Source organism: Streptomyces sp. NPDC058663, assembly GCF_042716745.1.
GTDB lineage: Bacteria > Actinomycetota > Actinomycetes > Streptomycetales > Streptomycetaceae > Streptomyces.
Window position 1 is genome coordinate 13,542 of record NZ_JBHXRV010000018.1, and the last position, 19,562, is coordinate 33,103.

Here is a 19,562-nt window from a genome sequence, read left to right on the forward strand (position 1 = left end):
CGATGGACGACGCCCTGGTCCGGGTGGGGCGCGCACTGCGGACGGCTCTGCTGCTCGCGCTCGCGCTGCTCTTCCTCGTCCCCTTCTACCTGCTGCTGCGCAACGGGCTGGCCACCGACCAGGAGATCACCTCTCCCGAGTGGACTCTCTTCCCCGCGTCCCTGCGCTGGGACAACGTCACCGAACTGTTCGCCGGCACCGCCGTGCCCTTCGGCCGCTCCCTGCTCAACTCCACACTGATCGCGGTGGCCACCACGCTGGGCACCCTGCTGCTCGCCTCGCTCGCCGGGTACGGTCTCGCCCGCATCCCCTACCGGCACGCGGGCAAGGTCTTCGCCGCGGTGCTTGGCACGCTGATGGTCCCGGCGGCCGTCACCTTCGTGCCCAGCTTCGTACTGGTCTCCTCGCTCGGCTGGGTCTCCACACTGCGCGGGCTGATCATCCCGACGCTGTTCTCGGCGTTCGCGTGCTTCGTGTTCCGGCAGTACTTCCTCGGCTTCCCCCGGGAGCTGGAGGACGCGGCGCGCGTCGACGGGCTCGGGTACTGGCGGACGTACTGGCTCGTCGTCGTGCCGAACGCGCGCCCGGTCTTCGCCGCGGTCGGCACCATCGTCTTCATCGGGGCGTGGAACTCCTTCCTGTGGCCACTGGTGATCGGGCAGGACCAGCGGTCGTGGACGGTGCAGGTGGCGCTCGCCACCCTCAACACGGCGCAGACGGTCAATCTGCACGAGCTGTTCATCGCGGCGGCGGTCTCCGTGCTGCCGTTGCTGCTGGTGTTCCTGTTTTTCCAGCGGTGGATCGTGGCGGGTGTGGAGCGCTCGGGCATCGACGACTGAGGCGCCCTTCTTCGTTTCGCCTTTTCTTCACCGCGGGTTGACGTTCCGTCAACTCGGCAAACCTAGGTTCCGGGGGCACACCCGAGCCCCTCCCCCCGTCCCCGGAACCCTGGAGCGAGCAGTCATGGAACGTCGTACCTTCCTGCGTACCGCCGTCATCTCCACCTCCGTCACCGCCTTCGGCGGCAGCCTCTGGCGCGGCGCCGCGCACGCCGACCCCGCCCAGCCGGGCACCGGCCCGTACGGTGCGCTCGGCAGCGCCGACGCCAACGGCATCCGGCTCCCGGCCGGGTTCCGCAGCCGTGTCGTCGCCCGCTCGGGCCAGAAGGTCGCCGGCACCTCCTACACCTGGCACAACGCCCCCGACGGCGGCGACTGTTACGCCGACGGCACCGGCTGGATCTACGTCTCCAACTCCGAGATCAACCCCTCCGGCGGTGCGGGCGCCCTCCGCTTCTCGTCGACGGGCGCGATCACCGGCGCGTACCGCATCCTCGCCAACACCCGGCAGAACTGCGCGGGCGGCAAGACCCCGTGGAACACCTGGCTGTCCTGCGAGGAGGTGGACCGCGGGTACGTCTACGAGACCGACCCGTGGGGGGTCAAGGCGGCCGTCCGCCGCGACGCCATGGGCCGCTTCAAGCACGAGGCGGCCGCCGCCGACCCCGACCGCAAGGTCATCTACCTCACCGAGGACGTCAGCAACGGCTGCTTCTACCGGTTCACCCCCAGCACCTGGGGCAATCTGGCGGCCGGCAAGCTGGAGGTGCTGAAGATGGGCTCGGGCACCAGCGGCCCGGTCACCTGGGCAACCGTCCCCGACCCGACCGGCGCCTCCAAGGCCACCCGCGACCAGGTCTCCGGCGCCAAGCGCTTCAACGGCGGCGAGGGCTGCTACTACGCGAACGGCATCTGCTTCTTCACCACCAAGGGCGACAACCGGGTGTGGCGCTACGACGCGGCCGCCGCCACCCTGGACCTCACCTACGACGACTCCCTGGTCAACGGCAGCGCCCCGCTGACCGGTGTCGACAACGTCACCGGCACCTCATCGGGCGACCTGTTCGTCGCGGAGGACGGCGGCAACATGGAGATCTGCGTCATCACCCCGGACGACGTGGTGGCCTCCTTCCTGCGCATCGACGGCCAGTCGGGCTCGGAGATCACAGGCCCCGCCTTCTCCCCCGACGGCAGCCGGCTCTACTTCTCCAGCCAGCGCGGCACCAGCGGCAGCTCCTCGGGCGGCATCACCTACGAGGTGACGGGCCCGTTCCGCGCGTAGGACCTCTCCTGAGGTGCCGGTGCCGCCCCGCCCCGCAGCAGGGCGGCACCCAGCGGGGTCAGCGAGTGCAGTACGGCGCTGCCGTGCCGCAGGGTCACCACCAGCCCCGCCTCCCGCAGCACGCACGCGTGCTGACTGGCAGAGGCCAGCGACACCCCGGCCCGCAGGGCGAGCTCGCTGGTGGTGCAGCCGTGGTCGATGGCCCGCAGCACCACGGACCTGGTCTGTCCGACGAGCCGGCCGAGGTAGGGGCTGGAGACGGTGGCGGGGGCGGCAGGCGGGGTGTGCGCCACCGGGTAGACGAGCACCGGCGGCAGCTTCGGGTCGTACAGCATGACCGGCGCCCCCTGGCAGAAGAACGACGGCTGGAGCCGCAGCCCGCGCCCGTCGAGGTGCACGTCGCGCGCCACCGGGTAGTCCGCCTCCAGCACCGGCGCCCGCCAGCGCAGCACCGGCGGCAGCGACGTGAGCAGCGCGTCGGCGCCGCCGTCGAGCAGGGCCCGGCCACGGGCGGCCCTGTCGGCCTCCACGCGCGCGTGCAGGTGCGGCCAGTACGGGGCGACGGCGGCCCGGTGGTAGTCGCCGAGCGCGTCGGCCAGGGCGCCGAGCGGGGGCGCGTCCTTGGCCCCGCCGCCGACCAGGGCCACTTCGCCGGCCACCCGGTCCTCCGGCGTGGCCCGCACCGCCTCAAGCCCGTCGTCCCAGCCGTCCACACCCTCCACCGGGGTGAGGAAGTCGGGGAAGTACCCGCGCTCGGGCACCATGGACGCCAGCAGCTGCCGCGCCTTGCGCCCGCCGCCGCCCAGCCGGGTCCGTGCCTCCGTGCGCCACTGTCCGTAGACCCGTCCGCCGCGCCGGTCCCGCAGCCGGTGGAAGCTGAGCACCGTCTCCCACAGCGCGTCCGGCCGGGCGGCGAGCCGCACCCGCGCGAGGTCCTCCACCGTGAAGTGGATACGCAGCACCACCGGCCCAACTCCCCATCTTCTCCCTAAGGTTGCATCCGCAACCGACACGAAGACGAGTATGCACGCCCTCACACGGGGTCACCACGGCCTTTCGGCCAGAGTTGAAACGTCTCGCCCCGAGGGGCCGGAAACGAGAGGCTTTGGGGTGTCGGGCAACCGGCGCGGTACGGGCACCAAGAAGGTGGGGCGAAGGCCGTGGGGGGCTTCGCCGTACTTGACGGCGGTGTGCTCGCACAGAGCGCCGGGGGTCCGGCTGAGGTGACGGGGCGCGTACCACGGGTGGGGATCCGAGGTGCGCGCCCCGCACCTCTCCTGGCGGGAGCGCCGTTCACCTCCCGTACTGCGAAGGTCCACTTTTCAACTGCCACTTCGCGCGAGGGCTCCGCGGGTATCGCCCGCAGGCTCCGCGGCCCGGCGCGGGTTTCGCCCGGGGGCTGCCCGCCGGCCGTGCGGCATGCCGAAGCGGCGGCACCCCCGCACAGGGTGCCACCGCTTCGTATCGGGCCGGATCCTTCGCCGGGGGTGAGGGTTGAGGTGGAGCGGTCCCGGCGAGGGGTCCGGTGGTTCTGCCTCGGGTCAGCGGCTGTCGCTGCCCGTCGACTGGGCGGCCGCCCGGCCCGCTTCCAGGCGCGCGACCGGAATGCGGAACGGGGAGCAGGAGACGTAGTCGAGGCCCACCTCGTGGAAGAAGTGGACGGACTCCGGGTCGCCGCCGTGCTCGCCGCAGACACCCAGCTTGAGGTCGGGGCGGGTCTTGCGGCCCGCCTCGACGGCCTGCTTCACCAGCGCGCCGACGCCGTCGCGGTCGATCGTCTCGAACGGGGAGACGCCGAAGATGCCCTTCTCCAGGTACGCGGTGAAGAAGGAGGCCTCCACGTCGTCGCGGGAGAAGCCCCAGACGGTCTGGGTGAGGTCGTTGGTGCCGAAGGAGAAGAACTCCGCGGCCTCGGCGATCTGACCGGCCGTGATGGCGGCACGCGGCAGCTCGATCATGGTGCCGAGCGCCAGCTTGAGGTCGATGCCGTGGGCCGCCTGGACCTCGGCGATGACCGTCTCGGCCTCCTCGCGGACGATCTCCAGCTCCTGGACCGTGCCGACGAGCGGAATCATGATCTCCGCGCGCGGGTCGCCCTTGGCGTTCTTGCGGGCGGCCGCGGCCTCGGCGATGGCGCGGACCTGCATGGTGAACAGGCCGGGGATGACCAGGCCGAGGCGGACGCCGCGCAGGCCGAGCATCGGGTTCTGCTCGTGCAGGCGGTGGACGGCCTGCAGCAGGCGCAGGTCGTTCTCGTTGGCGTCCTTGCGGGACTCGGCGAGGGCGACCCGTACCGACAGCTCGGTGATGTCGGGCAGGAACTCGTGGAGCGGCGGGTCCAGCAGACGGACGGTGACCGGCAGGCCGTCCATCGCCTCGAACAGCTCTATGAAGTCCTTCTTCTGGAGCGGCAGCAGGCCCTTCAGGGCTTCCTCGCGCTCGTCGTCGGTGTCCGCGAGGATCAGCTTCTCGACCATCTCGCGGCGCTCGCCGAGGAACATGTGCTCGGTGCGGCACAGGCCGATGCCCTGGGCGCCGAAGCGGCGGGCGCGCAGTGCGTCCTCGGCGTTGTCGGCGTTGGCCCGTACGCGCAGCCGGCGGCGGCGGTCGGCGTACGCCATGATCCGGTGGACGGCCTCGACCAGCTCGTCGGCGTCGTCGGCGCCGGCGTGCATCCGGCCCTCGAAGTACTCGACGACGGGCGAGGGGACGACGGGGACCTCACCGAGGTAGACCTTGCCGGAGGAGCCGTCGATGGAGACGACGTCGCCCTCCTCGACCACGGTGTTGCCGACGGTCAGACGGCGGCGCTTGGTGTCGACCTCGATCTCCTCGGCGCCGCAGACACAGGTCTTGCCCATGCCGCGGGCGACGACGGCGGCGTGCGAGGTCTTGCCGCCGCGGCTGGTGAGGATGCCCTCGGCGGCGATCATGCCGTCGAGGTCGTCGGGGTTGGTCTCGCGGCGGATCAGGATGACCTTCTCGCCCGAGCGCGACCACTTGACGGCCGTGTACGAGTCGAAGACGGCCTTGCCGACGGCGGCGCCGGGCGAGGCGGCGATGCCCCTGCCGAGCAGCTGCGGCCCCTCCCCGCCGCGCGCTCCGCTGTCGTCGAAGCGCGGGAACATCAGCTGGGCGAGCTGGGCGCCGTTGACCCGCTGGAGGGCCTCGGCCTCGTCGATCAGGCCCTGGTCGACGAGCTGCGTGGCGATGCGGAAGGCGGCACCGGCGGTGCGCTTGCCGACGCGGGTCTGGAGCATCCACAGCTGGCCGCGCTCGATGGTGAACTCGATGTCGCAGAGATCCTTGTAGTGGGTCTCCAGCGTCTCCATGATCTGCATGAGCTGGTCGTACGACTTCTTGTCGATCGATTCCAGGTCGGCGAGCGGGACCGTGTTGCGGATGCCCGCCACCACGTCCTCGCCCTGCGCGTTCTGCAGGTAGTCGCCGTAGACGCCCTGGTGGCCGGAGGCCGGGTCGCGGGTGAAGGCGACGCCGGTGCCGGAGTCGGGGCCGAGGTTGCCGAAGACCATCGAGCAGATGTTGACGGCGGTGCCCAGGTCGCCGGGGATGCGCTCCTGGCGGCGGTAGAGCTTGGCGCGGTCGGTGTTCCACGAGTCGAAGACCGCGTTGATCGCGAGGTCCATCTGCTCGCGCGGGTCCTGCGGGAAGTCCCGGCCCGCCTCGTCGGAGACGATCTTCTTGAACTTCCGGACGAGCTTCTTGAGGTCGGCGGCCTCCAGGTCGGTGTCGACCTTGACCTTCTTGGCGTGCTTGGCCGCTTCGAGGGCGTCCTCGAAGAGCTCGCCGTCCACGCCCAGGACGGTCTTGCCGAACATCTGGATCAGGCGCCGGTAGGAATCCCACGCGAACCGCTCGTCGCCGCCGACCTGCTTGGCCAGGCCGGTCACCGAGGCGTCCGAGAGACCGATGTTGAGGACCGTGTCCATCATGCCGGGCATCGAGAACTTGGCACCGGAGCGGACCGAGACGAGGAGCGGGTTGTCGGCCTGGCCGAGCTTCTTGCCCATCTTCGTCTCGAGGGCGTCCAGGTGGGCGCTGACCTCCTCGCGCAGCTCCTTGGGAGCGTCACCGCTGTCGAGGTAGACCTTGCAGGCCTCGGTGGTGATGGTGAACCCCGGAGGCACCGGCAGACCGAGATTGGTCATCTCGGCGAGGTTGGCGCCCTTGCCACCGAGCAGGTCCTTGAGGTTCCTGTTGCCCTCGGTGAAGTCGTAGACGAACTTCTGGTCGGTCGCTACGTGGGGTTCTTTGTTTTCCGACACGGTCTCGGCTCCTCGAAGACGCGTTGGCTGCCCTGACGGCGAGGAACATACCCAGATCGAAGGTGTCTGGGTACGTCCACTTAACCGTCATACGGCTTTAACCGCCTGTCGGCCAGCAGATCGAAAGCCGCGGGTACGCCCGAGTGAGATCCCTACTGAGTTCAAGGCTTGCACGCATCATTACACTCCGCTCTGAAACCTCGCAGAACATCCACTCTCCGTGACGAAATGGACCACTCGTCAAACGAAGAAGGGGTGGCACCGAGTGCCACCCCTTGGAAAAGTGCAATCCCCCGCCTGCCGCTCATGTGAGCAACTACATCATCAGGCGTGGCGAGAATCACGCCGCCAGGCGCTCATCGGAGCACCCCGGATCTCACCCTCCGGACGTGTCCAGCTCCGCCTCGTCACTGATTCCGGAGCAGTCGTAGGGGTCCTTCAACCAGCCATCCGGTAGGACAACCCGCCCGTTTCCGGACGTACGCCCCCTGGGTCCATCCGCCCCCTCGGGCCACGGCTGGTCCAGATCAAGCTCGCTCAGATGAGCGTCCATTTCGGCCAGCGAAGACGCCACAGCGAGCTTCTTCCGCATCTCGCCACCCGTGGAAAACCCCTTGAGGTACCAGGCGACATGCTTCCGGAAGTCGATGACACCCCGTGCCTCGTCACCGATCCACTCGCCGAGCAGCTCCGCGTGCCGGCGCATCACCACGGCGACCTCGCGCAGCGTCGGCGCGGCCCGCTCGCTGCGGCCCTCGAAGGCCGCCACCAGGTCCCCGAACAGCCACGGCCGGCCCAGGCAGCCGCGCCCCACGACCACCCCGTCGCAGCCCGTCTCGCGCACCATGCGCAGCGCGTCGTCCGCCGACCAGATGTCACCGTTGCCCAGCACCGGGATCTCCGGCACGTGCTCCTTGAGGCGCGCGATGGCGTCCCAGTCGGCGGTGCCGCCGTAGTGCTGCGCGGCCGTGCGGCCGTGCAGGGCGATGGCGGTGACGCCCTCGTCGACGGCGATGCGCCCGGCGTCGAGGAAGGTGATGTGGTCGTCGTCGATGCCCTTGCGCATCTTCATGGTGACCGGCAGGTCCCCGGCGTTGCCCACGGCCTCGTGCAGGATCGCCCTCAGCAGGGGCCGCTTGTACGGCAGCGCGGAGCCGCCGCCCTTGCGGGTCACCTTCGGCACCGGGCAGCCGAAGTTGAGGTCGATGTGGTCGGCCAGGTCCTCGTCCACGATCATCCGGACGGCCTTGCCGACGGTGACCGGGTCCACTCCGTACAGCTGGATCGAGCGCGGGGTCTCCTGCGCGTCGAAGTGGATGAGGTGCATGGTCTTCTCGTTGCGCTCCACCAGCGCCCGCGTCGTGATCATTTCGCTCACGAACAGCCCCTTCCCGCCGGAAGCTGCGTCCATCGGGGGGCGACCCCCGAACCCCCGCACGCCTTCGGCGAACTCGCGGCAGAGGGTGCGGAACGGCGCGTTCGTGATGCCCGCCATGGGGGCGAGGACCACGGGCGGCTGCACGACATGGGGGCCGATGTTGAGCGAAGTCATTAGTTCATTGTCGCGCACCGCGCGGCAGGGCCCGGACGGCCCACAGAGCCCGCACCGCGCACGGGGCCCGCACCACGCGGCAGGGCCCGGACCGCGTGCTGCGGTGTCCGGGCCCTGCTCGGTGTTCCGATACGTCTTGGGGCGGGTGCCCCGCAGGCGTCAGCTCTGCGCGGCGTCGCCGTCCGTGCCCTCGGCGCCTTCGGTGCCCTCGGCGCCGGCCGCCTTCTCTCGCATCCTGCGCACCAGCTCCGCCTTCTGGTCCGCGGCACTCTGCCGGTCGGCGTTGCGGTGCGGCCCGTTGTTGGCACGCTCGTCGCGGGACTGCCGCTTGCGCTGGCCGCCGCCCTGGCCGACGGGGTTGTTGATGTTCTTGCTCGTGGTCACGGGTTCTCCCGGAAGGTGTGGAGTGATCTACGGATTTCGCCGGTGGGGGACGGGCGCGGCGACGTCGGACGCGTCAGCAGGGGCCCGTCACGCTCTCACTCGTAAATCGGCGTCTGGAAGAACATGCTCAGAACGGTACCCTCTCCCGCTCACCGCCCGCACCAGATATTTTCCCGCCCGTGACGCGACGGAGCCCCCGGCCCCGCGTGCGCGCGGTGCCGGGGGTCCTGGGGTGAGCCGGGATCAGCAGCCGATGAGCCGGACCGCCAGGTACTCCTGGATCATGTCCAGCGAGACGCGCTCCTGCTTCATGGTGTCGCGCTCGCGCACGGTCACCGCGTTGTCGTCGAGGGTGTCGAAGTCGACGGTGACGCAGAACGGGGTGCCGATCTCGTCCTGACGGCGGTAGCGGCGGCCGATGGCGCCCGCGTCGTCGAACTCGATGTTCCAGTTCTTGCGCAGGTCGGCGGCCAGGCCCTTGGCCTTCGGCGAGAGCTGCGGGTTGCGGGAGAGCGGCAGGACCGCGACCTTGACCGGCGCCAGGCGCGGGTCGAGGCCCATCACCACGCGCTTCTCCATGACGCCCTTGGCGTTGGGCGCCTCGTCCTCGCGGTAGGCGTCCAGCATGAAGGCGAGCATGGCGCGGTTGACGCCCGCCGCCGGCTCGATCACGTACGGCGTCCAGCGCTCGTTGGCCTCCTGGTCGAAGTAGACCAGGTCGTGGCCGGTGGCGGCGGAGTGCGCCTTCAGGTCGAAGTCGGTGCGGTTGGCCACGCCCTCCAGCTCGGAGAACTCACTGCCGCCGAAGTTGAAGCGGTACTCGATGTCGGCGGTGCGCTTGGAGTAGTGCGAGAGCTTCTCGGCCGGGTGGTCGTACCAGCGGATGTTCTCGGGGTTGATGCCGAGGTCCAGGTACCAGTTCCAGCGCTGCTCCATCCAGTATTCCTGCCACTGCTCGTCCTCGCCCGGCTTGACGAAGAACTCCATCTCCATCTGCTCGAACTCGCGCGTGCGGAAGATGAAGTTGCCCGGAGTGATCTCGTTCCGGAAGGACTTGCCCATCTGCGCGATGCCGAACGGCGGCTTCTTGCGCGAGGTCTGCTGCACCTGGGCGAAGTTGGTGAAGATGCCCTGGGCGGTCTCCGGGCGCAGGTACGCCTTGGAGCCGGTGTCCTGGGTCGGGCCGAGGTGGGTCTCCAGCATGCCGGAGAACTGCTTGGGCTCGGTGAACTGGCCCTTGGTGCCGCAGTTGGGGCAGTTGATGTCGGCCAGGCCGTTCTCGGGGGTGCGGCCGTGGTGCTTGGCCTCGTACGCCTCGATCAGGTGGTCGGCACGGTGCCGCTTGTGGCAGGCGGTGCACTCGGTGAGCGGGTCGGAGAAGGTCGCGACGTGACCGGACGCCACCCACACCTCGGGCGCCAGGATGACCGACGAGTCGATACCGACCACGTCCTCGCGCGCGACGACCATCGCCCGCCACCACTGACGCTTGATGTTCTCCTTGAGCTCGACGCCCAGCGGCCCGTAGTCCCAGGCAGCTTTGGAACCGCCGTAGATCTCACTGCTCGGGAAAACGAAGCCACGGCGCTTGCTCAGGCTGACGATGGTGTCGATCTTGTCGGCGGCCACGGTGCTCTCTTCATTACGACGACGAAGGTCTGGGGTCCGCCGGTGCGCACAGCCCCGCGCGCGGCCCCCCTGCACGGCCTCGACCCGGTGCGGCCCGGCGAATGCTTCAGGTTACCGGCGTGCGGGGGCCCCGGATCAAATCGGTAGGGGGGACAGAGCGGACAACCGCACTATTGACAATCGTTTCCACTTTAGTTGAAAATGACTGTCATGAACGTACGTCGCCTCATATCCGCCACCGCCACCGCCACCGCTCTCTCCGTCGGTCTCCTCTCCCTGTCCGCCTGCGCGGGCAGCTCCTCCGCCACGGAGGGCAAGGCCGCGGACGGGAAGAACGCGGAGGGGAAGCTGAACGTGATCGCGTCGTTCTACCCCATGCAGTACCTGGCCGAGCAGATAGGCGGCGACAAGGTCGCCGTCTCCACGCTGACCAAGCCGGGCGTCGAGCCGCACGACCTCGAGCTCAAGCCCAAACAGACCGCGGAGCTCTCCGACGCGGACCTGATCCTCTACCTGGGCGGTCTCCAGCCGGCCGTCGACGAGGCCGTGAAGCAGTCCGGGGCCAAGGCCGCCGTCGACGCCGCGTCCCTCACGAAGACCGAGTCCCACGGCACGGAGTCCGGCGGCCACGAGCACGGCGAGGAGGAGGCCGGGCACGAGGGCCACGACCACGGGCACGCCGAGGGCGCCGCCGACCCGCACGTCTGGCTGGACCCGGTGAAGTACGCCGAGATCGCCAAGGGCGTCGAGAAGTCGCTGGCGAAGGCCGACCCGGCGAACGCCGCGACGTACCAGAAGAACGCCACGACCCTCGTCACGAAGCTGGACGGCCTGAACACCGCCTTCAAGGACGGCCTGAAGAACACCTCCACCAAGACCTTCATCACCACCCACGCCGCCTTCGGCTACCTCGCCGAGCGGTACGGACTGGAGCAGGAGGGCATCAGCGGCGTCGCCCCGGAGTCCGAGCCGAGCCCGGCCCGCATCAAGCAGCTCCAGAAGATCGCCAAGGAGGACGAGGTCACCACGGTCTTCTTCGAGACACTGGTCAGCGACAAGACCGCGAACACCCTCGCCAGGGACACCGGCCTGAAGACGGACGTGCTGGATCCCCTGGAGGGCATCACGGACAAGTCCAGGGGCGAGGACTACGTCGAGGTCATGCAGTCCAACCTCGCCGCGCTGAAGAAGGCCCTCGGCGCCAAGTGACACCCCCACCAGCCCCAGCATCGGAGGCGCGACCCGTGCACCACGACGCCGTCATATCCCTGAGCGCGGCCACCGCCACGCTCGGCTCGCGCCCCGTGCTGCGCGGGGTCGACCTCGCCGTGCAGCGCGGCGAGGTCGTCGCCCTGCTCGGTGCGAACGGCTCGGGCAAGTCCACGGCCGTACGCTCCGTGATCGGCCAGGTCCCGCTCACCGGCGGCGCCGTCGAGCTGTTCGGCACCCCGCTGGGGCGCTTTCGGCAGTGGGCGCGGATCGGCTACGTACCGCAGCGGACGACGGCGGCGGGCGGGGTGCCCGCGACCATCCGCGAGGTGGTGTCGTCGGGACGGCTCTCGCGCTCGCGCCTGGGCCTGCTGGCCTCGAAGGCGGACCGGGCCGCCGTGGACCGGGCGATCGCCCTGGTGGGGCTCCAGGACCGCGCCAGGGACTCGGTGAGCGCGCTCTCCGGCGGCCAGCACCAGCGGGTGCTGATCGCCCGCGCGCTGGCCTCCGAGCCCGAGCTGCTGATCATGGACGAGCCGATGGCGGGAGTCGACCTGGCGAGCCAGGAGATCCTGGCGGCCACCCTGCGCCGGCAGGTGGCGGACGGCGCCTCCGTCCTGCTCGTCCTGCACGAACTGGGCCCGCTGGAGCCGCTCATCGACCGGACCGTCGTCCTGCGCGAAGGACGGGTGGTGTACGACGGGCCGCCCACGGCCGCCGGCTCCCTGCCGGGCCACGACGACCACCACCTGACCAAGGAAAACTGCCACCCGGATGTGGTGCCCGCCACCTCCTCCGGGGTACCGACGGGACTGCTGGGCTGATCATGAGCGAACTGATGGACATCTTCAGCACCCCGTTCATGCAGCGGGCCCTGATCGCCGCCGTCCTGGTCGGCATCACCGCCCCGGCGATCGGCATCTACCTCGTCCAGCGCCGCCAGTCGCTGATGGGCGACGGCATCGGCCACGTCGCGATGACCGGTGTCGGCCTCGGCTTCCTGCTGTCGGCGAGCCCCGTGTGGACCGCGACGGCCGTCGCCATCGCGGGCGCCGTCGTCATGGAGCTGATCCGCTGGTACGGCAAGACCCGCGGCGACATCGCGCTCGCGATGCTCTTCTACGGCGGCATGGCGGGCGGTGTCCTGCTGATCAACCTGGCGCCGACCGGCTCCAACGCCAATCTCTCCTCGTACCTCTTCGGCTCGCTGTCCACGGTCTCCGCCGAGGACGTCACGGCGATCTGCGTCCTGGCGGCCTTCGTGGTGCTGGTGACCATCGGGCTGCGCCGCCAGCTCTTCGCCGTCAGCCAGGACGAGGAGTTCGCCCGGGTGACGGGCCTGCCGGTGCGCGCCCTGAACCTCCTGGTCGCGGTCACGGCCGCGGTGACCGTCACGGTTGCCATGCGAGTCGTGGGCCTGCTCCTGGTGAGTGCGCTGATGGTGGTGCCGGTGGCCGCGGCCCAGCAGATCTCGCGCAGCTTCACGGTCACCTTCGTGCTGGCCGTCGCCATCGGGACGGCTGTCACCCTGTCCGGAACCGTCGCCTCGTACCAGTACGACGTGCCGCCCGGCGCGACCATCGTGCTGCTGGCCATCGGGGTCTTCATCGCCCTGACCGTGCTCGCCGCGCCCCTGGCACGGCGCCGCTCCCGTGCGGCGGGCCCCGCCGGGAGCCCGGCCCCCGGCCCGGTGGCCGCGGACACCGTGAAGGCCTGAAACGAAACCGGCCCGGGGCGACGGAGCGGGCCGGGTGGACAGCCCTGGCACAATGGCCCGACGTATCCATTCGTGTAACGGGCGACCAGAGGAGGCACCTGTGACGACGGCGCCGAACGGTGCGACGGCCAACGCCGCACCGGTGCGTGGGCGCTCCACCCGGCAGCGGACCGCAGTGGCGGCGGCGCTGGACGAGGTGGACGAGTTCCGCAGCGCACAGGAGCTGCACGACATGCTCAAGCACAAGGGCGACTCGGTCGGCCTGACCACTGTCTACCGCACGCTCCAGTCCCTGGCGGACGCGGGCGAGGTCGATGTGCTGCGCACCAGTGAGGGCGAGTCGGTGTACCGGCGCTGTTCCACCGGTGACCACCATCACCACCTGGTGTGCCGGATGTGCGGCAAGGCGGTCGAGGTCGAGGGCCCGGCGGTCGAGACGTGGGCCGAGACCATCGCCGCCCAGCACGGCTACGTCAACGTGGCGCACACGGTGGAGGTCTTCGGCACCTGCGCGGAGTGCGCAGCCGGCTGATCCCTCCCCCGGTCGCCCACGGGCGCCCCCGCTCCCTCACGGAGCGGGGGCGCCCGTCGTGTTTCAGCCACTCCCGCATCCGCTGCTGACAGTTGTTCAGCTCCGTGGCAGCCTGCCTCCCGCACACCGATTTCCGCACCGCTCCCCCTCTTCGCAGAAGGAGTCAGCGTGAGACGTCGTCCCCACAGTGCAATGCTCGGCCTGGTCGCTGCCGCAGGCGGTCTGCTCTCCGTCGGAGCGGCCCCGGCTCCCGTGGCCGCCTCCCCCGCCCCCACCGCGGAGCAGCAGGTACGGAACTTCTGGACGCCGGAGCGGATGCGCTCGGCGAAACCGCTGGACCTGCTGAAGGTGTCCCCCTCCCAGGTCGCCCCGGCGAGGACCGGCGGCCCGGCCACCACCGTTCCCTCCACCATGGCGTTCCCGCAGAAGGGCGGGGCGTGGACGGGTGGCGGCGCCGTCGTGAAGACCTCGGGCCGGGTCTTCTTCACGTACCAGGGCCGTACGGCCTCCTGCTCGGGCAACTCCGTCACCAGCCAGAACAAGTCGACGGTCGTCACGGCGGGGCACTGCGTGAAGATGCAGGGCGCCTGGCACACCAACTGGGTGTTCGTGCCCGCGTACCACGACGGCGCGACCCCGTACGGCACCTGGACGGCGTCCAAGATCTCCGCCACCGACCAGTGGGCGGCGAGCGAGGACATCAATTACGACGTCGGCCTGGCGGTGGTGAACCCGCTGAACGGCCAGAAGCTGTCCGACGTCGTCGGCGCGCAGGGCCTGCAGTTCAACGGCGGCTACAACAAGCCCATGTACGCGTTCGGCTTCCCGGCGGCCGCGCCGTACGACGGCACGAAGCTCGTCTACTGCTCGGGGAACACCACCAAGGACTTCCTGTTCTCCAAGGACCACAGCCTGGCGTGCGACATGACGGGCGGCTCCAGCGGCGGCCCCTGGTTCAATTCCTTCCAGGAGTCGACGGGGACGGGGCTGCAGGCCTCCGTGAACAGTTTCGGCTACACCTTCCTGCCGGGGCGGATGTTCGGCCCGTACTTCGGCAACGAGGTGAAGGCGGCGTACGACAAGGCGCAGGCCGGCTAGGGCCTGCGCGGTGCGGCGGCCACCGGGGGCGTCCCCGCGGCCGCCGCACGGCGGCGGTGCGCCCCTCTGCCGGTAGGGGTGCTCAGGTGCGTGCTCCCGCGGGGGTGACGGCCACCGGGGTGGGGCCCGCCGGGCCCGGCACGGGCGCCGGCAGGCTGAAGCAGACCCGCAGCCCCTCCCGGGCCGAGGTGTCGAGGCGGATCGTGCCGCCGTAGTACTCGACGATCTTCCGGCACAGTGCGAGACCGATCCCGGTGCCCGCGTACTCCTCCCGCGGGTGCAGCCGCTGAAAGAGGACGAAGGCCTTCTCCGCGGACTCCTCCGGTACCCCGATGCCGTTGTCCCGCACCGAGAAGTGCCATGTGCCGCCCGCCCGTTCGCAGCCGACACGGATGCGCGGGGGGCGGTCCGGGTGGCGGAACTTGACCGCGTTGCCGAGCAGGTTCTGCCACAGCATGGCGAGGCTGGTGGGGTCGCCGACCACCACCGGCAGGGGTTCACCCGGCAGTTCGATGCGTGCGCCCGACTCCTCCAGGGCCACGGCGAGGTCGGCGACCGCCTGCTCCAGCACCCGGTCCATGGCGACTTCGACGGGGTCGTCGTCCAGCCGCCCCACCCGGGAGAAGGTCAGCAGGTCGCTGATGAGGATCTGCATGCGCTGCGCCCCGTCCACGGCGAAGCCGATGTACTGCCTGCCCCGCTCGTCGAGGGCGTCCCCGAACCGCTTCTCCAGCAGGTGGCAGAACGCGGTGACCTTGCGCAGCGGCTCCTGGAGGTCGTGCGAGGCGACGTAGGCGAACTGTTCCAGCTCGGCGTTGGAGCGCCGCAGTTCGGCCGCCTGCGCGTCCAGGTCGGCGGCCTGCCTGGCGACTTCGGCCGTCCGGGCCCTGGCCTGGTCGAGCTCGCCCGCGATGCGCCGGCGCATCGTGTCCACACTGCGGGCCACGGCCCGTACGTCGCTCGGCCCGCGCACCTCGATCCGCCGGTCGAACTCGCCGCCCGCCACCCGGTCGGCCGCCGTGCGCAGCGCCGCCAGGGGCCGCAGGACCATGCGGCCGAGCAGCAGGGCCAGCAGCACCCCGGTCGCCACGATCACCGCCAGCATGCCGAGGAACACCCCGTCGCGCAGGGTGCGCAGGGCCGCCATGTCGGCGAGCACCTTCGCCCGTTCCCGGTCGATGTGCGCCTCCTGGGCCCGCAGCAGGGCGCGCAGTTCGTCGAAGCTCCGCTTGCTGGCGTCGATGCGCGGCTGTACGGAGTCCACGCCGGCTCCGGCCCGGATCGCGGCGATCAGCGGCACCGCCTGGTCCCTGCGCCACTGCGCCGCCTTGGCGGTGACCGCCCTCAGGTCGGCGCCGAAGCGGCCCTCGCGGCCCAGCAGCCGGGCCGTCTCGTCCCGGAACCTGCGTTCGTCGCGCCTGCCCTCCTCGTACGGCGCGAGGAAGCTCTGCTCGCCGCTCAGCGCGTAGCCGCGTACCCCGGTCTCCTGGTCGATGAGCGACCTGTGGAGCTGGAGTGCGGCGGCCCGGCCGGGCTGGATGTGCTCCAGGAGGTCGGTGCTGCGGTCGTTGGTCCGGCTGAACAGGACGGCGCCGACGGTGGCGCAGAGGGCGAGCAGGACGGCCATGGTGAGCAGCACCAGGCGGATCCAGCCCCGCACGGACAGCCTGGCGAAGCCCCGGGGCCGCCCCGGGCCCGCGGGTGGCCCGGGGTCCGCCGCGGGTGCCGTGGTGGCGGGCGGGGGCCCGGGGGCCGCAGGGGGTGCTGTGGCGGCGGGTGGTGGCGCCCCGGCCATCTCAGCCGCTCCCCCAGGCCAGGTGGAGCACCGCTATGTCGTCGGCGAGCCCGCCGTGCGGGGCGGCGGCCTGTGCCGCCGCGTGGACGAGGGCCTGGACGAACTGCGGGGCCGGCAGCGCCTGGTACTCCCTGGCCAGGGCGAGCAGCCCGTTTTCGCCGAGCCGGGTGCGGGGTCCGGTGAGGCCCTCGAAGAGGCCGTCGGTGAACACGACGATGCCGGTGCCCGGTTCCAGCGGCAGGTCCGTCTCGGGCCAGCTGCCGGTGCCGGGGGCGATGCCCAGTGCCATGCCGCCGGGCGGGTCGTACCAGGTGGTGTCCGTGGAGCCGCGGACCAGCAGGCCGGGGTGCCCGGCCCGCACCACGCGCACCGAGGTGCGGTCGGGCGGGAAGACGAGGCTGGTGAGGGTGGCGAAGACCTGTTCGGCGGACCGCTCGGCCGCCATGATCTCCTCCAGCAGCCGCAGCTGGGCCGGTCCCGTGCAGCCGCTGAGCACCGCGGCCCGCCAGGCGACCCGCAGGCACACGCCGAGCGCGGCCTCCGTCGCTCCGTGCCCGGAGACGTCGCCGATCACGGCGTGGACGGTTCCGTCGGCGGTCTGTACGACGTCGTAGAAGTCACCGCTGAGCAGGCCCTGTTCGCGGCCCGGGTCGTAGCGGGCGTCGACCTCGAAACCGGTGCCGCGCATCAGCGGCACGGGCAGCAGGCCCCGTTCGAGCCGGGCGTTCTCCTCGGCGCGCAGCCGGCCCGTCCGCAGTGCCGCCGAGGCCTGCTCGACCTGCTTGCGCTGGACGGCGTAGCGCAGGGCGCGGCTCAGGGTCTCGGCGTCCAGACGGCCCTTGACCAGGTAGTCCTGTGCGCCCTCGGCCACCGCGTGCTGTCCTGCCTCGCCCTCGACGAGTCCGGTCAGCACGACGATGGCCGCCTCGGGGTGCGCGGCGAGGACCTGCCGTACGGCGTCGAGTCCCTGGACGTCCGGCAGATGCAGGTCGAGCAGGACGCAGACGGGCCCGAGGTGTCCGGTGAGGAACTTCCGGGCCTCGCCGAGCGAGGTGCACCAGTGGACGTCGGCCGCCAGGTCGCTGTCCTGGAGCACCTCGGTGAACAGCAGGGCGTCCGCGGCGTCGTCCTCGACCAGCAGCAGGACCGCGTCGAGTTCCCTCCTGCCCGTCGCCGTCCCGGACACCACGAGTCGCTCGGTCACGCTCAACCCCCGCCCCGGGAGGCCGGATCACTGTCCGGCGCCTCCCTCTGAGGCCGAATAGTACTGCCGGGGGCCGGGCCCTCAGCCCTGTCCGGGAACCGTCGCGGCGGCTTGAATCCCCTGTGCCTGCTGCTCGTTGGGGACCGCCCCGCCGAACCGCCGGTCGCGCTGGGCATACGCGTAGCAGGCGTCCCACAGGTTGCGGCGGTCGAAGTCGGGCCACAGGACGTCCTGGAAGACCATCTCGGCGTACGCGCTCTGCCAGAGCAGGTAGTTGGAGGTGCGCTGCTCGCCGCTGGGGCGCAGGAACAGGTCCACGTCGGGCATGTCCGGGTAGTACATGTACTTGGCGAAGGTCTTCTCGTTGACCTTGGCCGGGTCCAGCTTGCCGGCGGCGACGTCGCGGGCGATGGCCTGTGCGGCATCCGCGATCTCCGCGCGGCCGCCGTAGTTGACGCAGAAGTACAGGGTCATCGCGTCGTTGTCGACGGTCTGCTCCTGGGCGACCTGGAGTTCCTGGACGACCGACTTCCACATCTTGGGCATCCGGCCGACCCAGCGGATGCGGATGCCGAGGTCGTTCATCTCGTCGCGGCGGCGGCGGATGACGTCCCGGTTGAAGTTCATCAGGAAGCGGACCTCGTCGGGGGTGCGCTTCCAGTTCTCGGTGGAGAAGGCGTACAGGGAGAGGTTCTTGACTCCCATCTCCAGGCAGCCCTTGAGGACGTCGAGGACGACGCCCTCGCCGACCTTGTGGCCCTCGGTGCGGGGCAGGCCGCGCTCCTTGGCCCAGCGGCCGTTCCCGTCCATGACGATCGCCACGTGCTCCGGGACCAGCTCTCCGGGGATCTTCGGGGGGCGCGCACCGGAGGGGTGCGGCTCGGGGACCTTGTACTCGCGCCGGTTGCGCCCCAGAATCCCGCGTCGTGCCATGAGATGGATCTCCTAGTTTTCTGCCGCTTGCATCTGCTTCTCTGCTTCTTCTTACTTCTCCACGTACCGCAGTGAGCGCAGTCCGCGCTCCAGGTGCCAGTGCAGGTACGCCGACACCAGTCCGCTGCCCTCGCGCGCGTGTCTCGGCTCGCAGACGTCGGCCGCCGCCCAGTCGCCCGTGAGCAGCGCGCTCAGCAGAGAGACGGCCTCCGCAGAGGGTACGACGCTGCCCGGCACCCGGCAGTCACCGCATATGACGCCGCCCGCCGCGACGGAGAACAGCCGGTTCGGTCCCTCGACGCCGCACTTCGCGCAGTCGTCGAAGCTGGGGGCGTACCCGTTGACGGCGAGCGAGCGCAGCAGGAAGGCGTCCAGGATCAGATTCGGCGCGTGCTCGGCGCGGGAGAGCGTGCGCAGGCCGCCCACCAGCAGCAGGTACTGCTGGACGGCGGGCTCCCCCTCGTGGTCGGTGAACCGCTCGGCGGTCTCCAGCATGGCGGTGCCCGCGGTGTAGCGGGCGTAGTCGGTGACGATTCCGCTGCCGTAGGGGGAGATGATCTCGCCCTGGGTGCACAGCGGCAGGCCGCGCCCGACGAGCTCGCTGCCGCGCGCGAAGAACTGCACGTCCACGTGACTGAACGGCTCCAGCCGGGCGCCGAACTTCGACTTGGTGCGGCGCACTCCGCGGGCGACGGCCCGAATCCGCCCGTGCTGACGGGTCAGGAGGGTGATGATGCGGTCCGCTTCGCCCAGCTTCTGGGTGCGCAGGACGATGCCGTCGTCGCGGAACAGACTCATGCGTCCATTGTCCCGTACGGGAGGAGGGGGGCGGGCCGCGGCTTGTCCGGTACGGGGCGGGGGCGGCCGGGGCCCGTCCGGTACGGGGCAGGGGCGGGCGCCGGGTGTCGTCCTGGTCGCAGTTCCGGGCCCGCTTGGCTACTGTCGGGCGGGGTCTGTACGGCACACATGCGCAGGCCGAGGCTTACGGCCGGAACGTAGACCGCGTTCCGGGCCCCGGCGAAGGTTCGCCCCCATGATCCACGCGCCAATGATCGACGCGCCGATGATCCCGGAGACGGCGAACAGCCTCAGCAGCGCCCCC

Annotated in this window: 16 protein-coding genes; 7 read left to right on the forward strand and 9 right to left on the reverse strand. The window is 70.7% G+C overall.

Annotation, left to right across the window (positions count from 1 at the left end; all coding sequences use genetic code 11):
- The first annotated feature begins 2 nt into the window (after positions 1-2).
- A complete protein-coding gene (locus ACFWVV_RS15290; RefSeq protein ID WP_384341687.1) occupies positions 3-839 on the forward strand; it encodes a carbohydrate ABC transporter permease in 837 nt (278 codons plus the stop codon).
- A 124-nt stretch (positions 840-963) separates the two neighbouring features.
- The gene (locus tag ACFWVV_RS15295; RefSeq protein ID WP_384341689.1) at positions 964-2,121 is read left to right on the forward strand and encodes an alkaline phosphatase PhoX; all 1,158 of its coding nucleotides are present in this window, start codon (positions 964-966) and stop codon (positions 2,119-2,121) included.
- Here ACFWVV_RS15295 and ACFWVV_RS15300 read toward each other — a convergent pair.
- The 5 genes from ACFWVV_RS15300 to ACFWVV_RS15320 all read right to left on the reverse strand — a co-directional run bounded on the left by ACFWVV_RS15300 (position 2,091) and on the right by ACFWVV_RS15320 (position 9,972).
- On the reverse strand, positions 2,091-3,083 hold the full coding sequence (locus tag ACFWVV_RS15300; RefSeq protein ID WP_384342169.1) for an ArsR/SmtB family transcription factor: 993 nt from the start codon (positions 3,081-3,083) through the stop codon (positions 2,091-2,093). The genes ACFWVV_RS15295 and ACFWVV_RS15300 overlap by 31 nt on opposite strands.
- A 579-nt stretch (positions 3,084-3,662) precedes the next feature.
- Entirely contained in the window at positions 3,663-6,407 is a 2,745-nt protein-coding gene (gene ppdK, locus ACFWVV_RS15305; RefSeq protein WP_384341691.1) for a pyruvate, phosphate dikinase, read from the reverse strand.
- A 376-nt stretch (positions 6,408-6,783) separates the two neighbouring features.
- A complete protein-coding gene (gene dusB, locus ACFWVV_RS15310; RefSeq protein WP_384341693.1) occupies positions 6,784-7,959 on the reverse strand; it encodes a tRNA dihydrouridine synthase DusB in 1,176 nt (391 codons plus the stop codon).
- 159 nt (positions 7,960-8,118) lie between these two features.
- A complete protein-coding gene (locus ACFWVV_RS15315) occupies positions 8,119-8,343 on the reverse strand; it encodes a DUF6243 family protein (RefSeq protein ID WP_384341695.1) in 225 nt (74 codons plus the stop codon).
- A 243-nt stretch (positions 8,344-8,586) separates the two neighbouring features.
- A complete protein-coding gene (locus ACFWVV_RS15320; RefSeq protein ID WP_384341697.1) occupies positions 8,587-9,972 on the reverse strand; it encodes a glycine--tRNA ligase in 1,386 nt (461 codons plus the stop codon).
- A gap of 210 nt (positions 9,973-10,182) precedes the next feature.
- Here ACFWVV_RS15320 and ACFWVV_RS15325 point away from each other — a divergent pair, with 210 nt between their 5' ends.
- From ACFWVV_RS15325 to ACFWVV_RS15345, 5 genes are all read left to right on the forward strand, one after another.
- Positions 10,183-11,181: a metal ABC transporter substrate-binding protein gene (locus ACFWVV_RS15325; RefSeq protein WP_384341699.1), complete on the forward strand. Its 999-nt coding sequence runs from the start codon at positions 10,183-10,185 to the stop codon at positions 11,179-11,181.
- Positions 11,182-11,216: 35 nt separating this feature from the next.
- Positions 11,217-12,005, forward strand: coding sequence for a metal ABC transporter ATP-binding protein (locus tag ACFWVV_RS15330; RefSeq protein ID WP_384341701.1), 789 nt, complete (start codon positions 11,217-11,219; stop codon positions 12,003-12,005).
- A 2-nt stretch (positions 12,006-12,007) separates the two neighbouring features.
- On the forward strand, positions 12,008-12,898 hold the full coding sequence (locus tag ACFWVV_RS15335) for a metal ABC transporter permease (protein WP_384341703.1): 891 nt from the start codon (positions 12,008-12,010) through the stop codon (positions 12,896-12,898).
- Positions 12,899-12,998: 100 nt separating this feature from the next.
- Positions 12,999-13,430 (forward strand): Fur family transcriptional regulator, encoded by a 432-nt coding sequence (locus ACFWVV_RS15340; protein WP_384341705.1) that lies wholly within the window; start codon positions 12,999-13,001, stop codon positions 13,428-13,430.
- Positions 13,431-13,622: 192 nt separating this feature from the next.
- The gene (locus ACFWVV_RS15345; protein ID WP_384342171.1) at positions 13,623-14,528 is read left to right on the forward strand and encodes a trypsin-like serine peptidase; all 906 of its coding nucleotides are present in this window, start codon (positions 13,623-13,625) and stop codon (positions 14,526-14,528) included.
- Between the two features lie 82 nt (positions 14,529-14,610).
- Here the strand turns inward: ACFWVV_RS15345 and ACFWVV_RS15350 are convergent, their stop codons facing one another.
- From ACFWVV_RS15350 to recO, 4 genes are all read right to left on the reverse strand, one after another.
- On the reverse strand, positions 14,611-16,155 hold the full coding sequence (locus ACFWVV_RS15350) for an ATP-binding protein (RefSeq protein ID WP_384342173.1): 1,545 nt from the start codon (positions 16,153-16,155) through the stop codon (positions 14,611-14,613).
- Positions 16,156-16,324: 169 nt separating this feature from the next.
- Positions 16,325-17,527, reverse strand: coding sequence for a PP2C family protein-serine/threonine phosphatase (locus tag ACFWVV_RS15355; protein WP_384341707.1), 1,203 nt, complete (start codon positions 17,525-17,527; stop codon positions 16,325-16,327).
- Between the two features lie 81 nt (positions 17,528-17,608).
- Positions 17,609-18,460, reverse strand: coding sequence for an isoprenyl transferase (locus ACFWVV_RS15360; protein ID WP_384341709.1), 852 nt, complete (start codon positions 18,458-18,460; stop codon positions 17,609-17,611).
- A gap of 51 nt (positions 18,461-18,511) precedes the next feature.
- Positions 18,512-19,258: a DNA repair protein RecO gene (recO, locus tag ACFWVV_RS15365; protein WP_384341711.1), complete on the reverse strand. Its 747-nt coding sequence runs from the start codon at positions 19,256-19,258 to the stop codon at positions 18,512-18,514.
- Positions 19,259-19,562 lie beyond the last annotated feature (304 nt).

Excerpts from the sequence above, each read along its gene's own strand:
- ACFWVV_RS15290 (WP_384341687.1), top strand. The coding sequence starts at position 3 with ATGGACGACGCCCTGGTCCGGGTGGGGCGCGCACTGCGGACGGCTCTG.
- ACFWVV_RS15295 (WP_384341689.1), top strand. The coding sequence starts at position 964 with ATGGAACGTCGTACCTTCCTGCGTACCGCCGTCATCTCCACCTCCGTC.
- dusB (WP_384341693.1), bottom strand. The coding sequence starts at position 7,959 with ATGACTTCGCTCAACATCGGCCCCCATGTCGTGCAGCCGCCCGTGGTC.
- ACFWVV_RS15325 (WP_384341699.1), top strand. The coding sequence starts at position 10,183 with ATGAACGTACGTCGCCTCATATCCGCCACCGCCACCGCCACCGCTCTC.
- ACFWVV_RS15335 (WP_384341703.1), top strand. The coding sequence starts at position 12,008 with ATGAGCGAACTGATGGACATCTTCAGCACCCCGTTCATGCAGCGGGCC.
- ACFWVV_RS15345 (WP_384342171.1), top strand. The coding sequence starts at position 13,623 with ATGCTCGGCCTGGTCGCTGCCGCAGGCGGTCTGCTCTCCGTCGGAGCG.
- ACFWVV_RS15350 (WP_384342173.1), bottom strand. The coding sequence starts at position 16,155 with ATGGCCGTCCTGCTCGCCCTCTGCGCCACCGTCGGCGCCGTCCTGTTC.
- ACFWVV_RS15360 (WP_384341709.1), bottom strand. The coding sequence starts at position 18,460 with ATGGCACGACGCGGGATTCTGGGGCGCAACCGGCGCGAGTACAAGGTC.
- recO (WP_384341711.1), bottom strand. The coding sequence starts at position 19,258 with ATGAGTCTGTTCCGCGACGACGGCATCGTCCTGCGCACCCAGAAGCTG.